The following is a 16,394-nucleotide window of genomic DNA, read 5'->3' as shown; positions in this document are numbered from 1 at the left end:
TTCAGTTCCGGTAGTTCGTGAACTGGAGGTCGAGCCCCTGGTCGTTCTTCTTGAGCAGGGCGATGGCGTCCTGCAGGTCGTCCTTGTTCTTGCCCGAGACCCGCAGCTGGTCGCCCTGGATGGAGGCCTGCACCTTGACCTTGGCGTCCTTGAGGACCTTCACCAGGCCCTTGGCCTTCTCGGAGGGGATGCCCTGGAGGATCTTGACCTCCTGGCGGCAGGTGCCCTTGCTGGCGGGCTCCACCTTGCCGAATTCCATGGCCCGGATGCTCACGCCGCGCTTGACCAGCTTGCTCTGGAGCACGTCCACCACGGCCTTGAGGCGCACCTCGTCGTCGCTGGTGAGGGTGAGCACCCCTTCGTCCTTCAGGTCGATCTTGGAGATGGATCCCTTGAAATCGAAGCGCTGGCCGATCTCCTTCATGGCCTGCGTGACGGCGTTCTTCACCTCGTCCATGTCCACCTTGGAGACAACGTCGAACGAACAATCACTGGCCATCAACCCCTCCGCGATCCTCCAATGTAGCATCCCCGTGACAATTTAGGAGCCGGGCAGAACCGGCATGGGCATCATCCGCCCAGGCCCAGGTCCTTCCGGAGGTCCTCCCAGCCCTCCCACAGGAACATGCGCAGCAGGGCCACCTGCACCAGCGCGTGGTCGATGCGGCCGTCCTTCAGCATCGCCTCGGCCTCCTTCCAGGGCACGGCCCAGACCCGCAGCTCCTCGGAGGGATCCAGGTCCAGCGCGGCCTCGGGGCGGCAGCCCAGGGCCAGGTAGAAGTGGCACCGGTTGTCCTGGATGGCGGGGTTGGGAGAACAGCTGCCCAGGCCGATCCACCGGTCCGGGACGTGGCCGGTCTCCTCCAGCAGCTCCCGGCGCCCGGAGGTGGCCGGGTCCTCGCCGGGGTCGCACACGCCCCCCACCACCTCCAGGGTGCTGGCCCCGATCCCGTGGCGGAACTGCTCCACCAGGAGCAGTTCTCCCTCCCGGGTGAAGGCCACCACGTTCACCCAGTCCGGGCACAGCAGCCGCGTGAAGCCATGCTCCCGGCCGGTGTGGGGCGACGCGCGGTGGACGAGCATGTGCTGGAACAGACGCGTCTCGCCTTTGGACTCGACAACCTTGTCCAGCCAGGGGCGGGTGGGATCGAAACCGGGGGAGTGCTGGGCGATCAGGCGCATGGGACCAGTCTAATCTTCATTCCGCCCGCCGAAGGTGCTATGGTTCCGCCATGGACTACCCACGAGCGTCGTTCCTGGCCCTGGCGGTGGCGCTGCTCACCGGCTGCAGTTCGGAAGACCCCCGGCTGCCGGAAAAGCTCTATGAGGAAGCCATCGAACTCAACCGGCAGGGACGGAACCAGGAGGCCCAGAGCCTCATGAAGCAGTTGGCCTCCCAGTATCCGGAGTCCCCCAAGGGCCAGCAGGCCACCAAGGACCTCTACACCCTGGAGGCCCTGCTCCGCCAGGACCTGCGGGACCGCACCCGGCAGCTCCACGGCACCATGAAGCGCATCGCCGACGCCCTCACGCGCTACAAGGGCAACCACGGCGAATACCCGCGGTTCCTGGCCTCCCTGGTGCCCGAGTACCTGGACCAGATGCCCGAGACCCCGTGGAAGCACCCCTTCCTCTACCGGCCCTACGTGACCGTGCCGATCATGGACGTCAAGGACCGCAAGGGCCGCGTCGCCCAGGTGTTCGGCACCAAGCTTGACGGCTACATCCTGGTGTCCCTGGGCGTGGACATGCAGGTGGGCGGCGACGACCTGGCCGCCGACACCTACGTGGTGAACGGCGAGTGGTACAAGGGCAGCGCCCCCCCGCCCATCCCCACCCCCCAGCCGGTGCGCTAGGACCTCATCCGCTTCGAGATGCCCCGCATGTGGGACGGTGTGACCCCCGTGACCGAACGGAAGGCGCGGGTCAGGGCGCTGTGATCGTAGAAGCCGCAGTTCTGGGCGATCTCGGCGATGTTCAGGTCCGTGTCCCGCAGCTGGCGGGTGGCCTCGGTGAGGCGCACCTGGTTGATGAGCTGGCTGGGGGTGACCCGGAAGATGCGCTTGATGAGCCGGGCGAAACGCACCGGGGGGATGCCGCAGCGCGCCGAGAGGTTCAGCGGGGAGATGGGCTCGTCGAAGTGGCTCTCCAGGTGGTTGAGGGCCTCGGCCAGAGTCGGGGGGATCTCCACGTGTTCGCCCGGAGCCAGAAGGACACGGCTGGTGGCCACCAGTCCGACGATCCTCCGCCCCTGGTCCATCACGGGGATCTTCGTCATGAGGCACCACCCCGGCCGCCGGAAGGAGTACCAATCCAGCTCCAGGTGGTTTATGAATGATTTTCCAGATTCCATGACGAGCTGATCCTGGGCCTCGAAGATCGCCGCCAGTTCCTTGGGGTAGATGTCCCAGACGCTCCGGCCGTAGAGCTCGGACTTGTTCTTGAGGCCCACCCGGGCCACCAGGGCCTGGTTGACCCCCACGTACCGGCCCTTGAGGTCCTTGATCGCGAAGACCGTGTTGGGCTGCTGGTCGAAGAGCTCCTCGATGGCGGATTGGCCGGCGAACAGGGCCGAGACATCGGGGGGGGCGAACGGCGGCCCCCCCCGGTTCGGGGGCGCCGGGCTGGGCCGGCCTGGGTTCAAGGTGTCCGAGAGATTCATAATCTGATGGTAGCCCTATTGGCTGAAGAGGTCCTGGAATCGATCCCGGAGCTTCATGACGGTGATCCTCCCGTCCCCCTCCGCCAGGATCCGGGCCGGGCGTGGAAACGCATTGGCGTTGCTGGCCAGGAAATGGCCAGAATAGGCACCGGTGTCCCGGAGGACCAGGGTGTCGCCCCGGCGTGGGCGACGGTGCAGGCTCGTCTTGAACGGCGTGAGCAGGTCGCCGGAGAAGCAGAGGTTGCCGGCGATGAAGGTCTCGAAGGGTTCGGACTCGGCCGCGCCCCCCAGGAGCTGCCACCGGTTGGCCCCCCCTTCCAGGAGGGCGTCCGCATGGCTCGTGATGCCCATTTCCACGGTCACGAGGTTGTGGACGGAGGCCACCCGCCGCACCTGGGCCACCGTGCACAGGGTGATCCCCGCGTCCTCCACGATGCTGCGCCCCGGCTCCACCATCAGTTCCGGCTCCCCAAGGGACGCCAGCGCTTCGCGGGCGCCCAGGGCCCGGCCCTCCACCTGGACCCGGCCCTGAAGGATCGCCTTCAGCATCGCCGCCTTGGGCCAGGGGCTGTGGAAGGCGGTCCCGTGCCAGCGGGAGGTATCCAGGACGCCGTCGGCGCCCACGCGCAGGCCGCCCGTGGTCCCGTTCCAGCCGAAGCCGTCCCGGGCGGCGAGGCGCCGGCGCAGGGCGTCCCAGGCCGGGCGGTCCAGGTAGTTGACGGGGAAGCCGCCCCCCAGGTTCAGGATGGGGCAGCTCCCCGTGCGGGCCCTCAGCGCCAGGCCCAGTTCCACCATGCGTCCCAGCACCGCGAGGTAGGGTTCCGGGCGCGTCAGCTGGGAGCCGATGTGGGCATGGAAACCCAGGATGCGGAGGGAGGGAAAAGCGGCGAGGCCCCCCAGCAGATCCGGGATCTCGCCGATGGGAATGCCGAACTTCGACCAGGTGCCGCCCGTGAGGATCCGGGCCCCGGTCACCTCCCCAAGGTCGAACCCCGAGAGGCGCAGGAGCACGCGGCCCCGGCACCCCTGGCCGCGGGCCACGGCCTCCGCCTGGACCAGTTCCTCCACGGAGTCGGCCACCAGGAGCATGTCCCCGGCCACGGCCTCCCGGATGAGGGCGTCCTCCTTGCCGTTTCCGTTGACGTTCACGGCCTGGGCGGGAACCCCGGCCTCCAGGGCGCAGCGCACCTCGAAGGGCGAGGCGGCGTCGGCCCCTGCCCCGCCCTGCGCCACGGCGGCCAGCAGCGCCGGATGGCCCGAGGCCTTCACGGCGTACCGGATCGAGCCTCTGGGGTACGCGTCCCGGAAAACCTCGGCGAAGCCCCGCAGGTTGTCCTGCACCACGGGCAGGAAGGTGATGTGGAGCGGCAGGCCGTAGGCCTCCCGCCACCCTTCGGCGGCATGCGCGAGCGTCCCATCCAGGTCCACGGGGGTCAAACCCGCTTCATCCGTTTCAGGAACGCCGGGTCGATGTCGGCGCCCAGCCCGGGTTTCTCCGGCAGGGTGACGACGCCGTTGCGCACCGTCATGCCGTCCACGACCGGATCCTCCCCGAATTCCAGGAAGGCGTCGAGATCGGCGAAGGTGATGTTGTGGCGGGCGGCGTGCACCTGGGCCGCGGCAGTCAGGCCGAGACGGCTTTCGGCCATGCACCCCACCATGCAGGGGATGCCCGCGGCCTCGGCGATCCAGGAAATCCGGAGCGCGTTGCTGATGCCGCCGGATTTCATGAGCTTGATGTTGAAGTAGTCGCAGGCCTGGGCGCGGATCAGCGCGAGGGCGTCGTGGGGGGAGAAGAGGGCCTCGTCCGCCATGATCGGGATAGGGCTGGCATCGCGCACGTGGCGAAGGCCCTCCAGGTCCGAGGCCGCCAGGGGCTGCTCGCAGCACTGGATATTGAACTTCTCCATGCGCCTCAGGGCCTGCACGGCCTGGGGGACGGAATACCCCTGGTTGGCGTCCACGCGGAGGGTGCAGTCGTAGCCCACCGCGTCCCGGATGGCCTGGAGCCTGGCGACGTCCGCGTCCGGTTCCGTCCCCAGCTTGACCTTGTGGATCCGGTAGCCCTTGGCGAGATGGTCGCGCACCTCCTGGGCCATCCTCTCCGGGGTGCCCAGTCCCGTGGTCCAATCGGTCTCGAAGGTCGTCTTGTCGCCGCCCAGCAGCCGGAACAGGGGGAGCCCCGCGGCCTTGCCGAGCAGGTCGTAGAGGGCCATGTCGAAGGCCGCGATGATGCTCGGGTTCGAATGGAGATAGCCGCCGAATACCTTCTGGGCGCCCTCGATGGCCAGGGGGTCCCGGCCCTTGAGCAGGTCCCGCAGGTGGCGGGCCACATCGAGGTTGGTGGCCTGGTTGTCGCCCGTGACCGACTGGAGGGGGCTGGACTCGCCCAGGCCCACCAGTCCGGAATCCGTGAGGATCCGGACCAGGACCCCCTGGGTGCCCTCGATGACGTCAAAGGCGATCTTGAAGGGCTGGATGAACTTCAGGTCGAAACAGTAGATTTCCACGTCCCTGATCTTCATCCGCCCCGTGACCTTCCGGGCGTCCGTGAGGGCCCGGGAGGCGGTGGCGGCGGGAAGGGCCAGGCCGCCGCCGGCCACGGCCAGGGCCCCTGCGCCCAGGGTCTTCAGGAACTCGTTGCGCGTGAATGGCATGTCATACCTCGGAAAGGAGACTCAGAACTGGATCTTCACGCCCAGGGTGTAGCGCCGGCCCTGGACCCAGGCCCTGGGCTGCTCGAGCTTCGGGTCCGGGTCGCCGGGATCGCCGGTGAAGGCCTGGGTGGCCGTCTCGTAGACGTACGTGGTCTTCCGGGTGTTGAAAAGGTTGAAGCAATCCAGGAAGGGGGTCGCCTTGAGGCCCATGGGCAGGTTCACCTGGTAGTCCAGGTGCAGATCGAAATGGGTGATCCAGGGGGTTCGGCCGAACTGGCCCAGGCGCCCATCCACGGGGGAAGCGGCGCCGGCCCCGGTGAAATCGCCGTGGTTGTCGAAGTGGGTGATGGGCACGCCGCTGGAGGCGTCGCCGTTGAGGCCGACGTTGAGGTCGTTGCCCGCCACCGTGAAGCGGTGGGAGGCCTGGAGCTTGAAGGCGTGCGTCCTGTCCCCGACGAGCAGGCCCGTGCCGACCATGAAGGCGCTGTTGTAGGCCTGGCCGATGTTCGCGAAGCCCGCGGAGGTGGTGCTGGGGCTGGCGCTGTAGCTCACCCCCTGGTAGTTGCCGCTCAGGCGGGACCAGGTATAGCTGAACTGCAGGGCATCGCGGTCGGAGCGCTTCGACAGGGAGACGTCCACGGACTTGTACTCGTTGTACATCTTCGGATAGAGGGTGTCATTGACCGTGATCTTCCGGCCGCTGTTCAGGCTGCTGGGATCCGTGCGGGCCGTCCAGGAAGCCGTCGGTCCGGGATTCCAGAGGATGCCCTGGCCGGGCCACTGCACGGGGCTGCCTCCGATGAAGGCGCTGGCGACCCCGGAATCGTAGTAGTTGCCCGCCGCGTCGGCGAGGGCCGAGATCTCGATGGGGTCCGTGAGCTTGCGGTACTTCGCATGCAGCCCCAGCCACCAGCCCCGGGACAGGTCCTTGTCGAAGCCGAGAATCCACTCCGTGCGCTTGGGCAGCTTGATCCCGTCCGCGACGGGGGCCGACTTGGTCTGGCCGCTGGAGTCCTGCATGAGGTCGTAGCCATTGGGGTCGAGGATGACCGGGTGGCCGTCGTTGTATGCGAAGGCGGAACTGGGCCCGAAGTACCCGTAGATGCGCTGGGTGAAGGTCTGGTCCCCCGCGAGGGCCACGGCGATGAAGCTCGGCATGGCCTCGTAGTACACGGCATAGCTCGCAGAGAACTTGGTCCTGCCGTCGTTGGCCGGATCCCAGGTGAGGCCGAGCCGCGGCTGGATGTAGTCCTTCCCCTTGAAGGAAAGGATGTCCGGACCGCCCACCTGCCGGACGCTCTGGGATTCCATGCGGGCCCCGTACATCAACCGCAGGCCGGGCATGGCCTCCCAGATGTCCTGGGCATAGAAGGCCGAATACCTGGACTTCCCCGTTGTCTGGCTGTGCAGTTCCACCAGGTCGAGCATGGGCCAGTCGTTGGGGAGGATGTAGTACAGGAGCGGGTACCGGCCGTTCTCGCTCAGGGGGTTGAGGGGCCCGGTGGTGGTCTGTCCGTTGTGCACCGTGGCGTCGATCTGGCTGAAACCGAACTTGAAGGAATGCTGGTTCCACAGCCAGGACAGATCGATGCGGGCCTGGCTGCTGGTGCTGTCGGTGGGGGCGGTGTTCACGACGCCCCGGCCTCCGCTGTATCGTGCGACCTTGCCCGCCAGTTCGGGGTGCGTCGCCGCGCCCGGTCCCCCGATGTAGTAGAAGTAGTCCCAAACCGCCTGGGTGGGCTGGACCGACTCGGCCGCATAGTCGTAGTCGGTGGAGATCTTCACGGAACCCACCTTGGCGGAGAGGAGGAGGGTCGGGGAGATGGTCCAGTCGAAGCTGAGGCTGAGGTTGGTCACGGTGTCCCGCTGGTCCAGGCCCTGGTTCAGGGTTCCGCCCCCCTGGTAGATGGGATCCTGGTTGGCCTTGGTGACGTCGGTGGACGCCGCGAAGGTGAACTGGATGTCCTGGGTGGCGAACCAGTTGATCTTGCCCAGGGCCTGCAGCCGATCCAGGGTGGGCCGGCCGCCCACGAGCCCCGGATCGTCGTTGGGAAGGGGCCGCTGGCCCTTGGAGGATTCCGAATCCACCCCGGCGAAGTAGAAGAGCTTCTCCTTGATGACCGGCCCGCCCAGTTCGAACCCGAAGTCGGTGCGGGACCGCGGCGGTTCCTGCTTCACGAATTCGTTGCCCTTGGCCACCGCCTGGCTTCCGCCCGGATCCCAGGTCATCCAGGCGCTTCCCCGCCTCGCATTGGTGCCCGATTTCGTCACCACGTTGACCACCCCGCCCAGGGCGGAGTACTCGGGCCGGAAACCGCCGGTCTGCACCTCGACCTGCTCGATGAAATCGGTCTTGAGGCCGGAGCTCTGGGTGCCGAACCGGTAGTCGTTGGTGTTCATCCCGTCGATCACGAACTGGTTCTCGGCGGCGGAGGCGCCACTGATGTTCACCCCCGACACCCCCATCACGCCCGGGCTGTAGTCCGTGGAGGAGCCCGGGGCCAGGAGCGCCAGCGAATTGAAATTGCGGGTCTTGGGAAGGGAATCGATGGTCTTCCGGTCCAGGTTCAGGCCCTGGGTGGTGCTGGTGAAGTCCACGGTGCCGCCGGTCTCCACCACCTCGACGACCATCTCCTTCATCACGCCCAGCTTCACGTTGACCGTCTGGTCGTTGTTGGTGACCACGGACAACCGGGTCTGGAACCTCACGAAGCCGGGCTTGGTGACCTCCAGCACCCAATCGCCCGGGTTCAGAAGGCCGAAGTGATAGGTTCCGTTGGCCTGGGACACGGTGGAGCGCCTCACCTGGTTGCTGGAGACCGTCACCACCGCCCCGGCCACGGGCGAACCGTCCGGGCCACGCAGGATCCCCGAAATGGCGCCGGTGGTCATGCTCTGGGAAAAGACCGCCGGACCGGAGGCGGCGAGGATCAGCGTGAGGACGCCTACCCTAGGAAGTGATCGGCTCATGATCGAAGCTCCTGGAAAGCGTTCGCCGCGGGAACGGCGAGCAAGGGGGGAACATCAATTCAAATAAGGGATTGGGTTCTACCAATCATCAGAGGAAACGAGGCCTTCCGCTTGGTCCACCGCCCGTGTTTTCCTGTGAATTTCATACAACCGGTGGGTCCAGCGTCAGCGAACGCGTTCCAGTTGCCGGAGGAAGGCCGGGTCGAGCTCGGCTCCCAGGCCGGGCTCTCCGGGCAGGGTCACGAGGCCTTGCGCGACCTGGATGCCCCCGAGGATGGGGTCCACGGAAAAGTCAAAATGGCTGTCCAGGTCGGCCATGGTGATGCCCCGCCTGGCACCGTGCACATGGGCCGCCGCCGTGAGGCCGAGGCGGCTTTCCAGCATGCACCCCACCATGCAGGGCACGCCCCCGGCCTCGGCGATCCAGGCGATCTTCAGGGCGTTGGTGATGCCTCCGCATTTCATGAGCTTGATGTTGAAGAAGTCGCAGGCCTCCTCCCTCAGGAGCCGGAGCGCGTCGGCGGGCGAGAAGAGGGACTCGTCGGCCATGAGCGGAACCGGGCTGACGGTGCGAAGGTACCGCATGCCCTCCAGGTCCTTCTGGTCCAGCGGCTGTTCGCAGCACTGGAGGTTGAACCGCTCCATGTGCTGCAGGGCATACCGGGCCTGGGGCACGGTGTAGCCCTGGTTGGCGTCGACGCGCAGGGTCACCACGCCGCCCACGGCCTCCCGGATCGCCCGGAGCCGGGCGAGGTCCGCCGCGGGTTCCTGGCCGAGCTTGATCTTCAGGGTCCGGAACCCCTGCGCCAGGGCCGCCCGGGCGTTCGCGGCCATGGCCTCGGGGGTTTCCAGGCCGATGGTCAGGTCCGTTTCGAAGGTGGCCGTGTCGCCGCCAAGGAGGCGGTACACCGGCAGTCCCGCCGCCTTGCCGAGGAGATCCCACAGGGCCATGTCGAAGGCGGCGACGATGGCGGGATTCGAGTGGAGATGGACGCCGATGAGTCCGAGGGTTCGCTCGATGGCCAGGGGATCCTTGCCGATGAGCAGATCCCGGATCTGCCGGGCCGCGTGAACCGCCGTGGCCTGGGTGTCGCCTGTCACCTTGAGCAGCGGACTGGCTTCCCCAAGCCCCGTGAGGCCCGCGTCGGTGCGGATCCGGATCAGGACGCCCTTGGAGCGGTCGAAGGTCTCGAAGGCGACCGTGAACGGTTCCTTCATCCTCAGTTCGTAGGGGTAGATCTCCACGTCCCGGATCCGCAGCCTGGCCGCCTGGGCCCGGGCTTCGGGCAGCGCCCCGCCACCTCCGGCGGCCCGGGTGGGGAGGGACGGCTGGGCCACCGCCCAGGCCATGCTTCCCATGCCGAACATCTTCAGAAACTCCATCCTGGAACAGATCATATCCCGCCCTCCGCAGGGCACCATGTTCCGTGATGGCCCACCGGTGGCGCTTGGCGGGAAGCCCTGCGGAACCTGCGAAATCCCGCCTATTGGTCGGAATTGACAAGGGGCGGCGCGATCGGAACCAAGCGGCCGCGTCATAATGTCAGGACAATTCCAGCCATGAACGCCACCGCGAACCCCGTGAACCGGGGACTGGCCTGATCCCCAGGGAGATGCCCCATGTCCATGCTTTCCCGCCTTTCCAACCTTCCCGGCCTGCTCCTGATGGGGTTGGCCACCCTGCTCGCACAGGCGGAAACGCCCCGGCCCGCGCCGGCCGCCCCGCCCGCCCTGACGGCCCAGGATGCCCAGGCATGGCTGGACGGGCTGCTCAGCTACGGAATCCCGTCCGCGGACGTGGCCAGCGCCGTGGTCACGGTGGTCAAGGACGGCCGGATCCTGGTGAGCCGCGGCTACGGCTCCGCGGACATCGCCTCCGGGAAACCCGTGGATCCTGCAACCACCCTGTTCCGGCCCGGGTCGGTGTCCAAGCTGCTCACCTGGACGGCGGTGATGCAGCTGGTCGAGCAAGGGAAGCTGGACCTGGACAAGGATGTCAACACCTACCTTGACTACCGCATCCCGGACCGGGAAGGCCGCCCCGTCACCCTGCGCAACCTCATGACCCACACGGCGGGCTTCGAGGAGTGCATCCGGGGCCTCATCATCCCGGACCAGACTGATTTCATGAGCAACGGCGCGACCCTGAAGCGCTGGGTCCCCCGACGGGTCTACGCGCCCGGCAAGGTGCCCGCTTATTCGAACTACGGCGCCTCGGTCGCCGGGTACCTGGTGGAGCGGGTGAGCGGCATGCCCTTCGAGGCCTACGTGGAGAAGAACATCTTCCGTCCCCTGGGCATGGAGCACAGCACCTTCGTCCAGCCCCTTCCGGACCGTTTCAAGAGCCACATGGCCACCACCTACCAGTTGGCCTCGGAGCCCCCCAAATACTTCGAACTCATCTCCATGGCTCCGGCCGGAAGCTTGTCCGCATCCGCGGACGACATGGGCCGCTTCATGATCGCCCACCTCAACGAAGGCCGCTTCAACGACACCCAGATCCTCAGCCCGGCCACGGTGCGGATGATGCATGAATTCGAACTGGCCTGCACGCCGGGGGCCCACCCCATGGCGCTGGGCTTCTACCGCCAGGACCGCAACGGGCAGACCATCATCGCCCACGGCGGGGACACGATGTTCTTCCACAGCGAACTGATCCTGCTCCCCCGACAGAAGGTGGGGCTCTACCTGTCCATCGACGGGGTCGGCCAGGACCGGACCGCCTACCGCCTCCGGCAGGCCATCGAGGACGGTTTCCTCGACCGCTACTTCCCCATGGCCCCGGCCCCCGCGCCGGTGGCGCTGCCCACCGCGCGCGAGCATGGGGCGCTGGTGGCGGGGAACTATTGGTGCAGCCGGAATCCCGAAAGCAGTTTCCTCTATGCTCTGCGGTTCCTGGGCATGCAGGAATTCAGCCAGGACGCCCAGGGCGACCTGGTGTGGAAGGACCTGCTGACGGGCAGGCCCCGGCAGTTCCGGGAGGTGGCGCCCTTCGTATGGCAGGACCTCCAAGGGCAGGACCGGCTGATCTTCGTGGTGGAAGGCGGCAAGGTCCAGCACATGGCCATCGAACCCTACTCGCCCATCATGATCTTCTTCCCCGCGACCGCCTGGCAGTCCTTCCTCGGCAGCAAGGGGGTGCTGGCCTTCACGCTGGCCGTGCTCCTCGCCGCCCTGGCGCTTTGGCCCCTGGCGGCCCTGGTCCGCTGGCGGTGCGGGAAGCCGTCCGGACTCTCCCCGCGGGCCCTGGCCTGGTACCGGGCCAGCCGCATGGCGGCGCTCACGAACCTGGCGTGCGCCGGAGGGTTCGCCTACTGGCTCCAGTCCATGGGCGAGCACCATCTGGTCTTCGCGGATGCCCTCCAGTGGCTGTTCCAGATCCTCGGGCTGGTCTCCCTGGCCGGGGCGGTGGCGGCCATCGGGAATGCGGTCCTCGCCTGGAAGGAACCCAGCGGCTGGTGGCGCAAGGCCAACAGCGCCGCCCTCGCGGTGGCCTGCGTCCTGGCGTCACTGCTCGCCCTCGGCCTGCACCTGCTGAAGCTTGGCCTCAACTACTGAAGACCGGCGGCGACAGGCACCCGGACACCGCCCCCGCCCCTCCCCGCGACAGCAGCGAGGGAGGAGCGGAGGACGCCGGAAATCCGGAATGGAGGGGCTGTCCCTACTGGACGCCCCAGTCCAGGATGACCTTGCCGGACTTCCCGCTGCCCATGACCTCGAACCCCTCGCGGAACCGGTCGATGGGGAAGTGGTGGGTGATGATGGGGCTGATGTCCAGGCCGCCCTGGATCATGGCGGCCATCTTGTACCAGGTCTCGAACATCTCCCGGCCGTAGATGCCCTTCAGGAACAGGCCCTTGAAGATCACCTGGCCCCAATCCACGGCCACGTCCTCGCCCAGGATGCCGAGCATGGCGATGCGGCCGCCGTTGGCCATGGAGTCGATCATGCCGCGGAAGGCCGCGCCGTTGCCGCTCATCTCCATGCCCACGTCGAAGCCTTCGGTCATGCCCAGTTCCTTCTCCACGTCCGCCAGCTTCTCCCGGGAGACGTCCACGGCCCGGGTGGCGCCCATCCTGCGGGCCAGGTCCAGGCGGTAGGGGTTCACGTCGGTGATGACGACGTTGCGGGCGCCCACGTGCTTGGCGATGGCCACGGCCATGATGCCGATGGGGCCGGCGCCGGTGATCAGCACGTCCTCGCCCACCATGTCGAAGGACAGGGCGGTGTGGGCGGCGTTGCCGTAGGGATCGAAGATGGAGGCCAGGTCGTCGGAGATGCCGTCGGGCACCTTGAACAGATTGGTGGCCGGCAGGGACAGGTACTCGGCGAAGGAGCCCGGGCGGTTCACCCCGACGCCCCGGGTGTTGGGGCAGAGGTGGCGCTTCCCGGCGCGGCAGTTGCGGCAGTGGCCGCAGACGATGTGGCCCTCGCCCGAGACCCGGTCGCCCACCTTGTAGCCCTCGACCTCGTCACCCACCTTCTCGATGATGCCCACGTACTCGTGGCCCACGTGCATGGGCACGGGGATGGTCTTCTGGCTCCAGGCGTCCCAGTTCCAGATGTGCATGTCCGTGCCGCAGATGGCGGACTTGTGGATGCGGATCAGCACGTCGTTGGGGCCGATCTCCGGCATGGGGACGTCTTCCATCCACAGTCCCGGTTCCCGCCTGCTCTTGACCAATGCCTTCATGGAATGCCTCCGTAAGCTACTTGATGACGCCCAGCTCGCGCCCGACCTTGGCGAAGGCGGCGATGGCCACGTCCAGGTCCTCCCGGCTGTGGCCGGCCGACATCTGGGTGCGGATGCGGGCCTGGCCCTTGGGCACCACGGGGAAGAAGAATCCGGTGACGTAGACGCCCTCCTCCAGGAGCCGGGAAGCGAAGGCCTGGGCCAGGGGGGCGTCGTAGAACATCACGGGGATGATGGGGTGCTCGCCGGGCAGGAGCTTGAAGCCCAGCTTGCCCATTTCCGTGCGGAAGTGCAGCGCGTTGGCCCGCAGCTGGCTGCGGAGGCCGTCGCCCTCCTTGAGCAGGCCCAGGACCGCGAGGCTGGTGGCGGTGATGGACGGGGCGAGGGTGTTGGAGAAGAGGTAGGGCCGGGACTTCTGGCGCAGCCAGTCGATGACTTCCTTGGAGGACGAGACGTAGCCGCCCGAGGCCCCGCCCAGGGCCTTGCCCAGGGTGCCGGTGAGGATGTCCACCCGGCCCATGACCCCGTGGTGTTCGTGCGTGCCCCGGCCCTTGGCGCCCACGAAGCCCACGGCGTGGCTGTCGTCCACCATCACCATGGCGCCGTGCTTCTCGGCCAGGTCGCAGATGGCGGGAAGGTTGGCCAGGTAGCCGTCCATGCTGAACACGCCGTCGGTGACCACCAGCTTGAACCGGGCTCCCGAGGCCTCCCGGAGCCGGGCTTCCAGGTCGGCCATGTCGTTGTTGGCGTAGCGGAAGCGCTGGGCCTTGCACAGGCGGATGCCGTCGATCAGGGACGCGTGATTGAGGGCGTCGGAGATGATGGCGTCCTCCTCGCCCAGGAGGGGCTCGAAGACGCCGCCGTTGGCGTCGAAGCAGCTGGAGTAGAGCTGGGTGTCCTCCATGCCCAGGAAGTCGCTGATCTGGGCCTCCAGCTCCTTGTGGATGTCCTGGGTGCCGCAGATGAAGCGCACGCTGGAAAGGCCGAAGCCGCGCCGGTCCAGGCCCGCCTTGGCGGCCTCCACCAGGGCCGGGTGGTTGGCCAGGCCCAGGTAGTTGTTGGCGCAGAGGTTGATCACCTTCTTCCCGTTGGCCTCCACCCAGGGCCCCTGGGGGCTGGTCATCACCCGCTCGTTCTTGTAGAGCCCCTGCTCCCGCAGGGCGCGGGTTTCCTGGGTGAGATGTTCGAGAAAGCGCTTGTTCACGTTGGACCCCTTTTCGGCTCGGCCATTATAGGACGGGGAGTTCGTGAGACTAGTCACGTACTCCTGGCCCCACTAGAATTGGCCAGAGGGCCCTCCCGATGCGCATGCTGATCGCACTACCCGTCCTGGTCACCTTTCTGGCCTGCGGTTCGGCCAAGCTTTCCCGCCGGGAGGCCGAAGGCGACATCCGGAAGGACTACCCCGTGCAGATCGTGGTGACCGTCCCCGAGTCCGTCTCGGCCATCAAGGGCTCGCCTGACCACGCCAGGCTCGTGGCCCTGCAGGAGGCCCTGGCCGCCAAGGGCGCTTTCGCCGTGACCCGCAAGGCGGAAGGGGACCGGGAGTCCTTCGCCTTCAAGCCGGGCGCATCGGCCCCCCGGGACCTGCGGCTCTCCCCCAAGGGCTACGAGCTCCCCGCCGCCGAGGCCGAGTTCGTCCGCGCCCTGAGGATCGAATACATGCGCGACTCCGCCCGGGTCACCTACCAGGTGCGCCTTACCCGGCCCACGGCCTGGTTCGGGCTCTTCCAGACGCTCCACCCCGGCGTCCGGCCCGGGGAGACCAAGGAGCGCCACGCCTCCTACCGGAAGGAAGGGCGGAGCTGGGTGCTGCAGGGCACCGACGAGACCCTTAAGAAGGCACGGTAGCCTCTGGTATCATCAAATTTTAGGGGCCCCCATGCACCATGAACGCATCGCCATCCTCGATTTCGGGTCCCAGTACACGCGCCTGATCACGCGCCGCCTGCGCGACCTGGGGGCCTTCGGGCTGGTCTACGGACCGGGCGCCACGGCCCAGGAGATCGGCGGACCCGACCTCAAGGGGGTGATCCTCTCCGGCGGCCCCAACTCGGTCATGGAAGCCGGCGCCCCGGACCTGGACCCGGCCATCCTGGCGCTGGGGGTGCCCATCCTGGGCATCTGCTACGGCCAGCAGCTCCTGGCCCGCAACCTTGGCGGCGTCATCCACCGCTCCAGCCGCAGGGAGTACGGCAAGGCCTCCATCCGCGTCCTGGACCGGGAAAGCGTCCTCTTCCGGGGACTGGAGGACGAGCTGCAGGTGTGGATGAGCCACGGGGACCACGTGGAGAAGGCCCCCGAGGGCTTCACCATCACCAGCAGCACGGCGGGCGTCCCGGTGGCGGCCATGGAGGACCGGGCCCGGCGCATCCACTGCATCCAGTTCCACCCTGAAGTGACGCACACCCAGCACGGCTCCAAGGTGCTGATGAACTTCCTCCACGTCTGCGACATGAAGCTGGACTGGAACACGGGCCAGTTCATCGAGGAGAAGACCCGGGCCATCCGCGAGCAGGTGGGCGCGGGCCGCGTGGTCCTGGGCCTCTCGGGCGGGGTGGATTCCAGCGTGGCCGCGGTGCTACTCCACAAGGCCATCGGCAAGCAGCTCACCTGCGTGTTCGTGGACACCGGCGTCATGCGCAAGGACGAGATGGCCCAGGTGCAGGAGGCCTTCGCGCCCTTCGACATGACCGTGAAGTGGGTGGACGCCCGCGAAGCCTTCCTGGGCGCCCTGGAGGGCGTGAGCGACCCCGAGCAGAAGCGCAAGATCATCGGACGGACCTTCATCGAGGTGTTCGACCGGGAGGCCGGGACCGTCCAGGCCGACTTCCTGGCCCAGGGCACGCTCTATCCCGACGTCATCGAGAGTTCGGGCGTGGGCGGGGCGGTGCTGGTGAAATCCCACCACAACGTGGGCGGCCTCCCGGACGTCATGAAGCTCCGGCTGGTGGAGCCCCTGAGGGAGCTCTTCAAGGACGAGGTGCGCCGCGCGGGCCTGGCCCTGGGCCTGCCCGAGGACATGGTCTGGCGGCATCCCTTCCCGGGGCCCGGCCTCGCCGTGCGAATCCCCGGCTGCGTCACCGCCCAGCGGGTGGCCATCCTCCAGGAGGCCGACGCCATCTTCATCGAGGAGCTCAAGGCCAGCGGCTGGTACCGCAACACCTCCCAGTGCTTCGCGGTGCTGCTGCCGGTGCAGACCGTGGGCATCATGGGCGACGAACGGACCTACGAGAACATGTGCGCCCTGCGGGCCGTGACCAGCGAGGACTTCATGACCGCCGACTGGGCGCGCCTGCCCCACGACCTCCTGGAAAAGGTGGCCCAGCGCATCGTCAACGAGGTCAAGGGCATCAACCGGGTGGTCTTCGACATCACCAGCAAGCCACCCGCGACGATCGAGTACGAATAG

At 67.5% G+C, this 16,394-nt stretch carries 13 protein-coding genes; 4 read left to right on the top strand and 9 right to left on the bottom strand.

Annotation, left to right across the window (positions count from 1 at the left end; translation table 11 throughout):
• Nucleotide 1: 1 nt before the first annotated feature.
• Nucleotides 2-499, bottom strand: coding sequence for a YajQ family cyclic di-GMP-binding protein (locus ACZ5LB_RS04500; protein ID WP_464604925.1), 498 nt, complete (start codon nucleotides 497-499; stop codon nucleotides 2-4).
• Between the two features lie 71 nt (nucleotides 500-570).
• On the bottom strand, nucleotides 571-1,182 hold the full coding sequence (locus ACZ5LB_RS04495; protein WP_464604924.1) for an NUDIX hydrolase: 612 nt from the start codon (nucleotides 1,180-1,182) through the stop codon (nucleotides 571-573).
• A gap of 50 nt (nucleotides 1,183-1,232) precedes the next feature.
• Between ACZ5LB_RS04495 and ACZ5LB_RS04490 the strand changes: the two genes are divergently transcribed.
• The gene (locus tag ACZ5LB_RS04490) at nucleotides 1,233-1,856 is read left to right on the top strand and encodes a hypothetical protein (protein ID WP_464604923.1); all 624 of its coding nucleotides are present in this window, start codon (nucleotides 1,233-1,235) and stop codon (nucleotides 1,854-1,856) included.
• Here ACZ5LB_RS04490 and ACZ5LB_RS04485 read toward each other — a convergent pair.
• From ACZ5LB_RS04485 to ACZ5LB_RS04465, 5 genes are all read right to left on the bottom strand, one after another.
• On the bottom strand, nucleotides 1,853-2,644 hold the full coding sequence (locus tag ACZ5LB_RS04485; RefSeq protein WP_464604922.1) for an AraC family transcriptional regulator: 792 nt from the start codon (nucleotides 2,642-2,644) through the stop codon (nucleotides 1,853-1,855). The genes ACZ5LB_RS04490 and ACZ5LB_RS04485 overlap by 4 nt on opposite strands.
• Nucleotides 2,645-2,677: 33 nt before the next feature.
• Entirely contained in the window at nucleotides 2,678-4,090 is a 1,413-nt protein-coding gene (locus ACZ5LB_RS04480; protein WP_464606275.1) for a diaminopimelate decarboxylase family protein, read from the bottom strand.
• A gap of 5 nt (nucleotides 4,091-4,095) precedes the next feature.
• On the bottom strand, nucleotides 4,096-5,319 hold the full coding sequence (locus ACZ5LB_RS04475) for a mandelate racemase/muconate lactonizing enzyme family protein (RefSeq protein WP_464604921.1): 1,224 nt from the start codon (nucleotides 5,317-5,319) through the stop codon (nucleotides 4,096-4,098).
• A 21-nt stretch (nucleotides 5,320-5,340) separates the two neighbouring features.
• Nucleotides 5,341-8,289, bottom strand: a complete 2,949-nt coding sequence (locus tag ACZ5LB_RS04470; RefSeq protein WP_464604920.1) for a TonB-dependent receptor — start codon at nucleotides 8,287-8,289, stop codon at nucleotides 5,341-5,343.
• Nucleotides 8,290-8,454: 165 nt separating this feature from the next.
• Nucleotides 8,455-9,687, bottom strand: a complete 1,233-nt coding sequence (locus tag ACZ5LB_RS04465) for a mandelate racemase/muconate lactonizing enzyme family protein (RefSeq protein WP_464604919.1) — start codon at nucleotides 9,685-9,687, stop codon at nucleotides 8,455-8,457.
• A gap of 222 nt (nucleotides 9,688-9,909) precedes the next feature.
• Here ACZ5LB_RS04465 and ACZ5LB_RS04460 point away from each other — a divergent pair, with 222 nt between their 5' ends.
• The gene (locus ACZ5LB_RS04460; protein ID WP_464604918.1) at nucleotides 9,910-11,847 is read left to right on the top strand and encodes a serine hydrolase domain-containing protein; all 1,938 of its coding nucleotides are present in this window, start codon (nucleotides 9,910-9,912) and stop codon (nucleotides 11,845-11,847) included.
• Between the two features lie 103 nt (nucleotides 11,848-11,950).
• Here the strand turns inward: ACZ5LB_RS04460 and tdh are convergent, their stop codons facing one another.
• Both tdh and ACZ5LB_RS04450 read right to left on the bottom strand, forming a co-directional pair.
• Complete coding sequence (gene tdh / locus ACZ5LB_RS04455; protein WP_464604917.1) at nucleotides 11,951-12,982, bottom strand: L-threonine 3-dehydrogenase; 1,032 nt, start codon at nucleotides 12,980-12,982, stop codon at nucleotides 11,951-11,953.
• A gap of 16 nt (nucleotides 12,983-12,998) precedes the next feature.
• On the bottom strand, nucleotides 12,999-14,186 hold the full coding sequence (locus ACZ5LB_RS04450) for a glycine C-acetyltransferase (protein ID WP_464604916.1): 1,188 nt from the start codon (nucleotides 14,184-14,186) through the stop codon (nucleotides 12,999-13,001).
• A 104-nt stretch (nucleotides 14,187-14,290) separates the two neighbouring features.
• Between ACZ5LB_RS04450 and ACZ5LB_RS04445 the strand changes: the two genes are divergently transcribed.
• Both ACZ5LB_RS04445 and guaA read left to right on the top strand, forming a co-directional pair.
• The gene (locus ACZ5LB_RS04445) at nucleotides 14,291-14,833 is read left to right on the top strand and encodes a hypothetical protein (RefSeq protein WP_464604915.1); all 543 of its coding nucleotides are present in this window, start codon (nucleotides 14,291-14,293) and stop codon (nucleotides 14,831-14,833) included.
• A 31-nt stretch (nucleotides 14,834-14,864) separates the two neighbouring features.
• On the top strand, nucleotides 14,865-16,394 hold the full coding sequence (guaA, locus tag ACZ5LB_RS04440) for a glutamine-hydrolyzing GMP synthase (RefSeq protein WP_464604914.1): 1,530 nt from the start codon (nucleotides 14,865-14,867) through the stop codon (nucleotides 16,392-16,394).

Source organism: Mesoterricola sp. MK458 (genome assembly GCF_055384935.1).
Note: the sequence above shows the minus strand (reverse complement) of the source record. Positions and strands in the feature narration are given on the sequence as shown.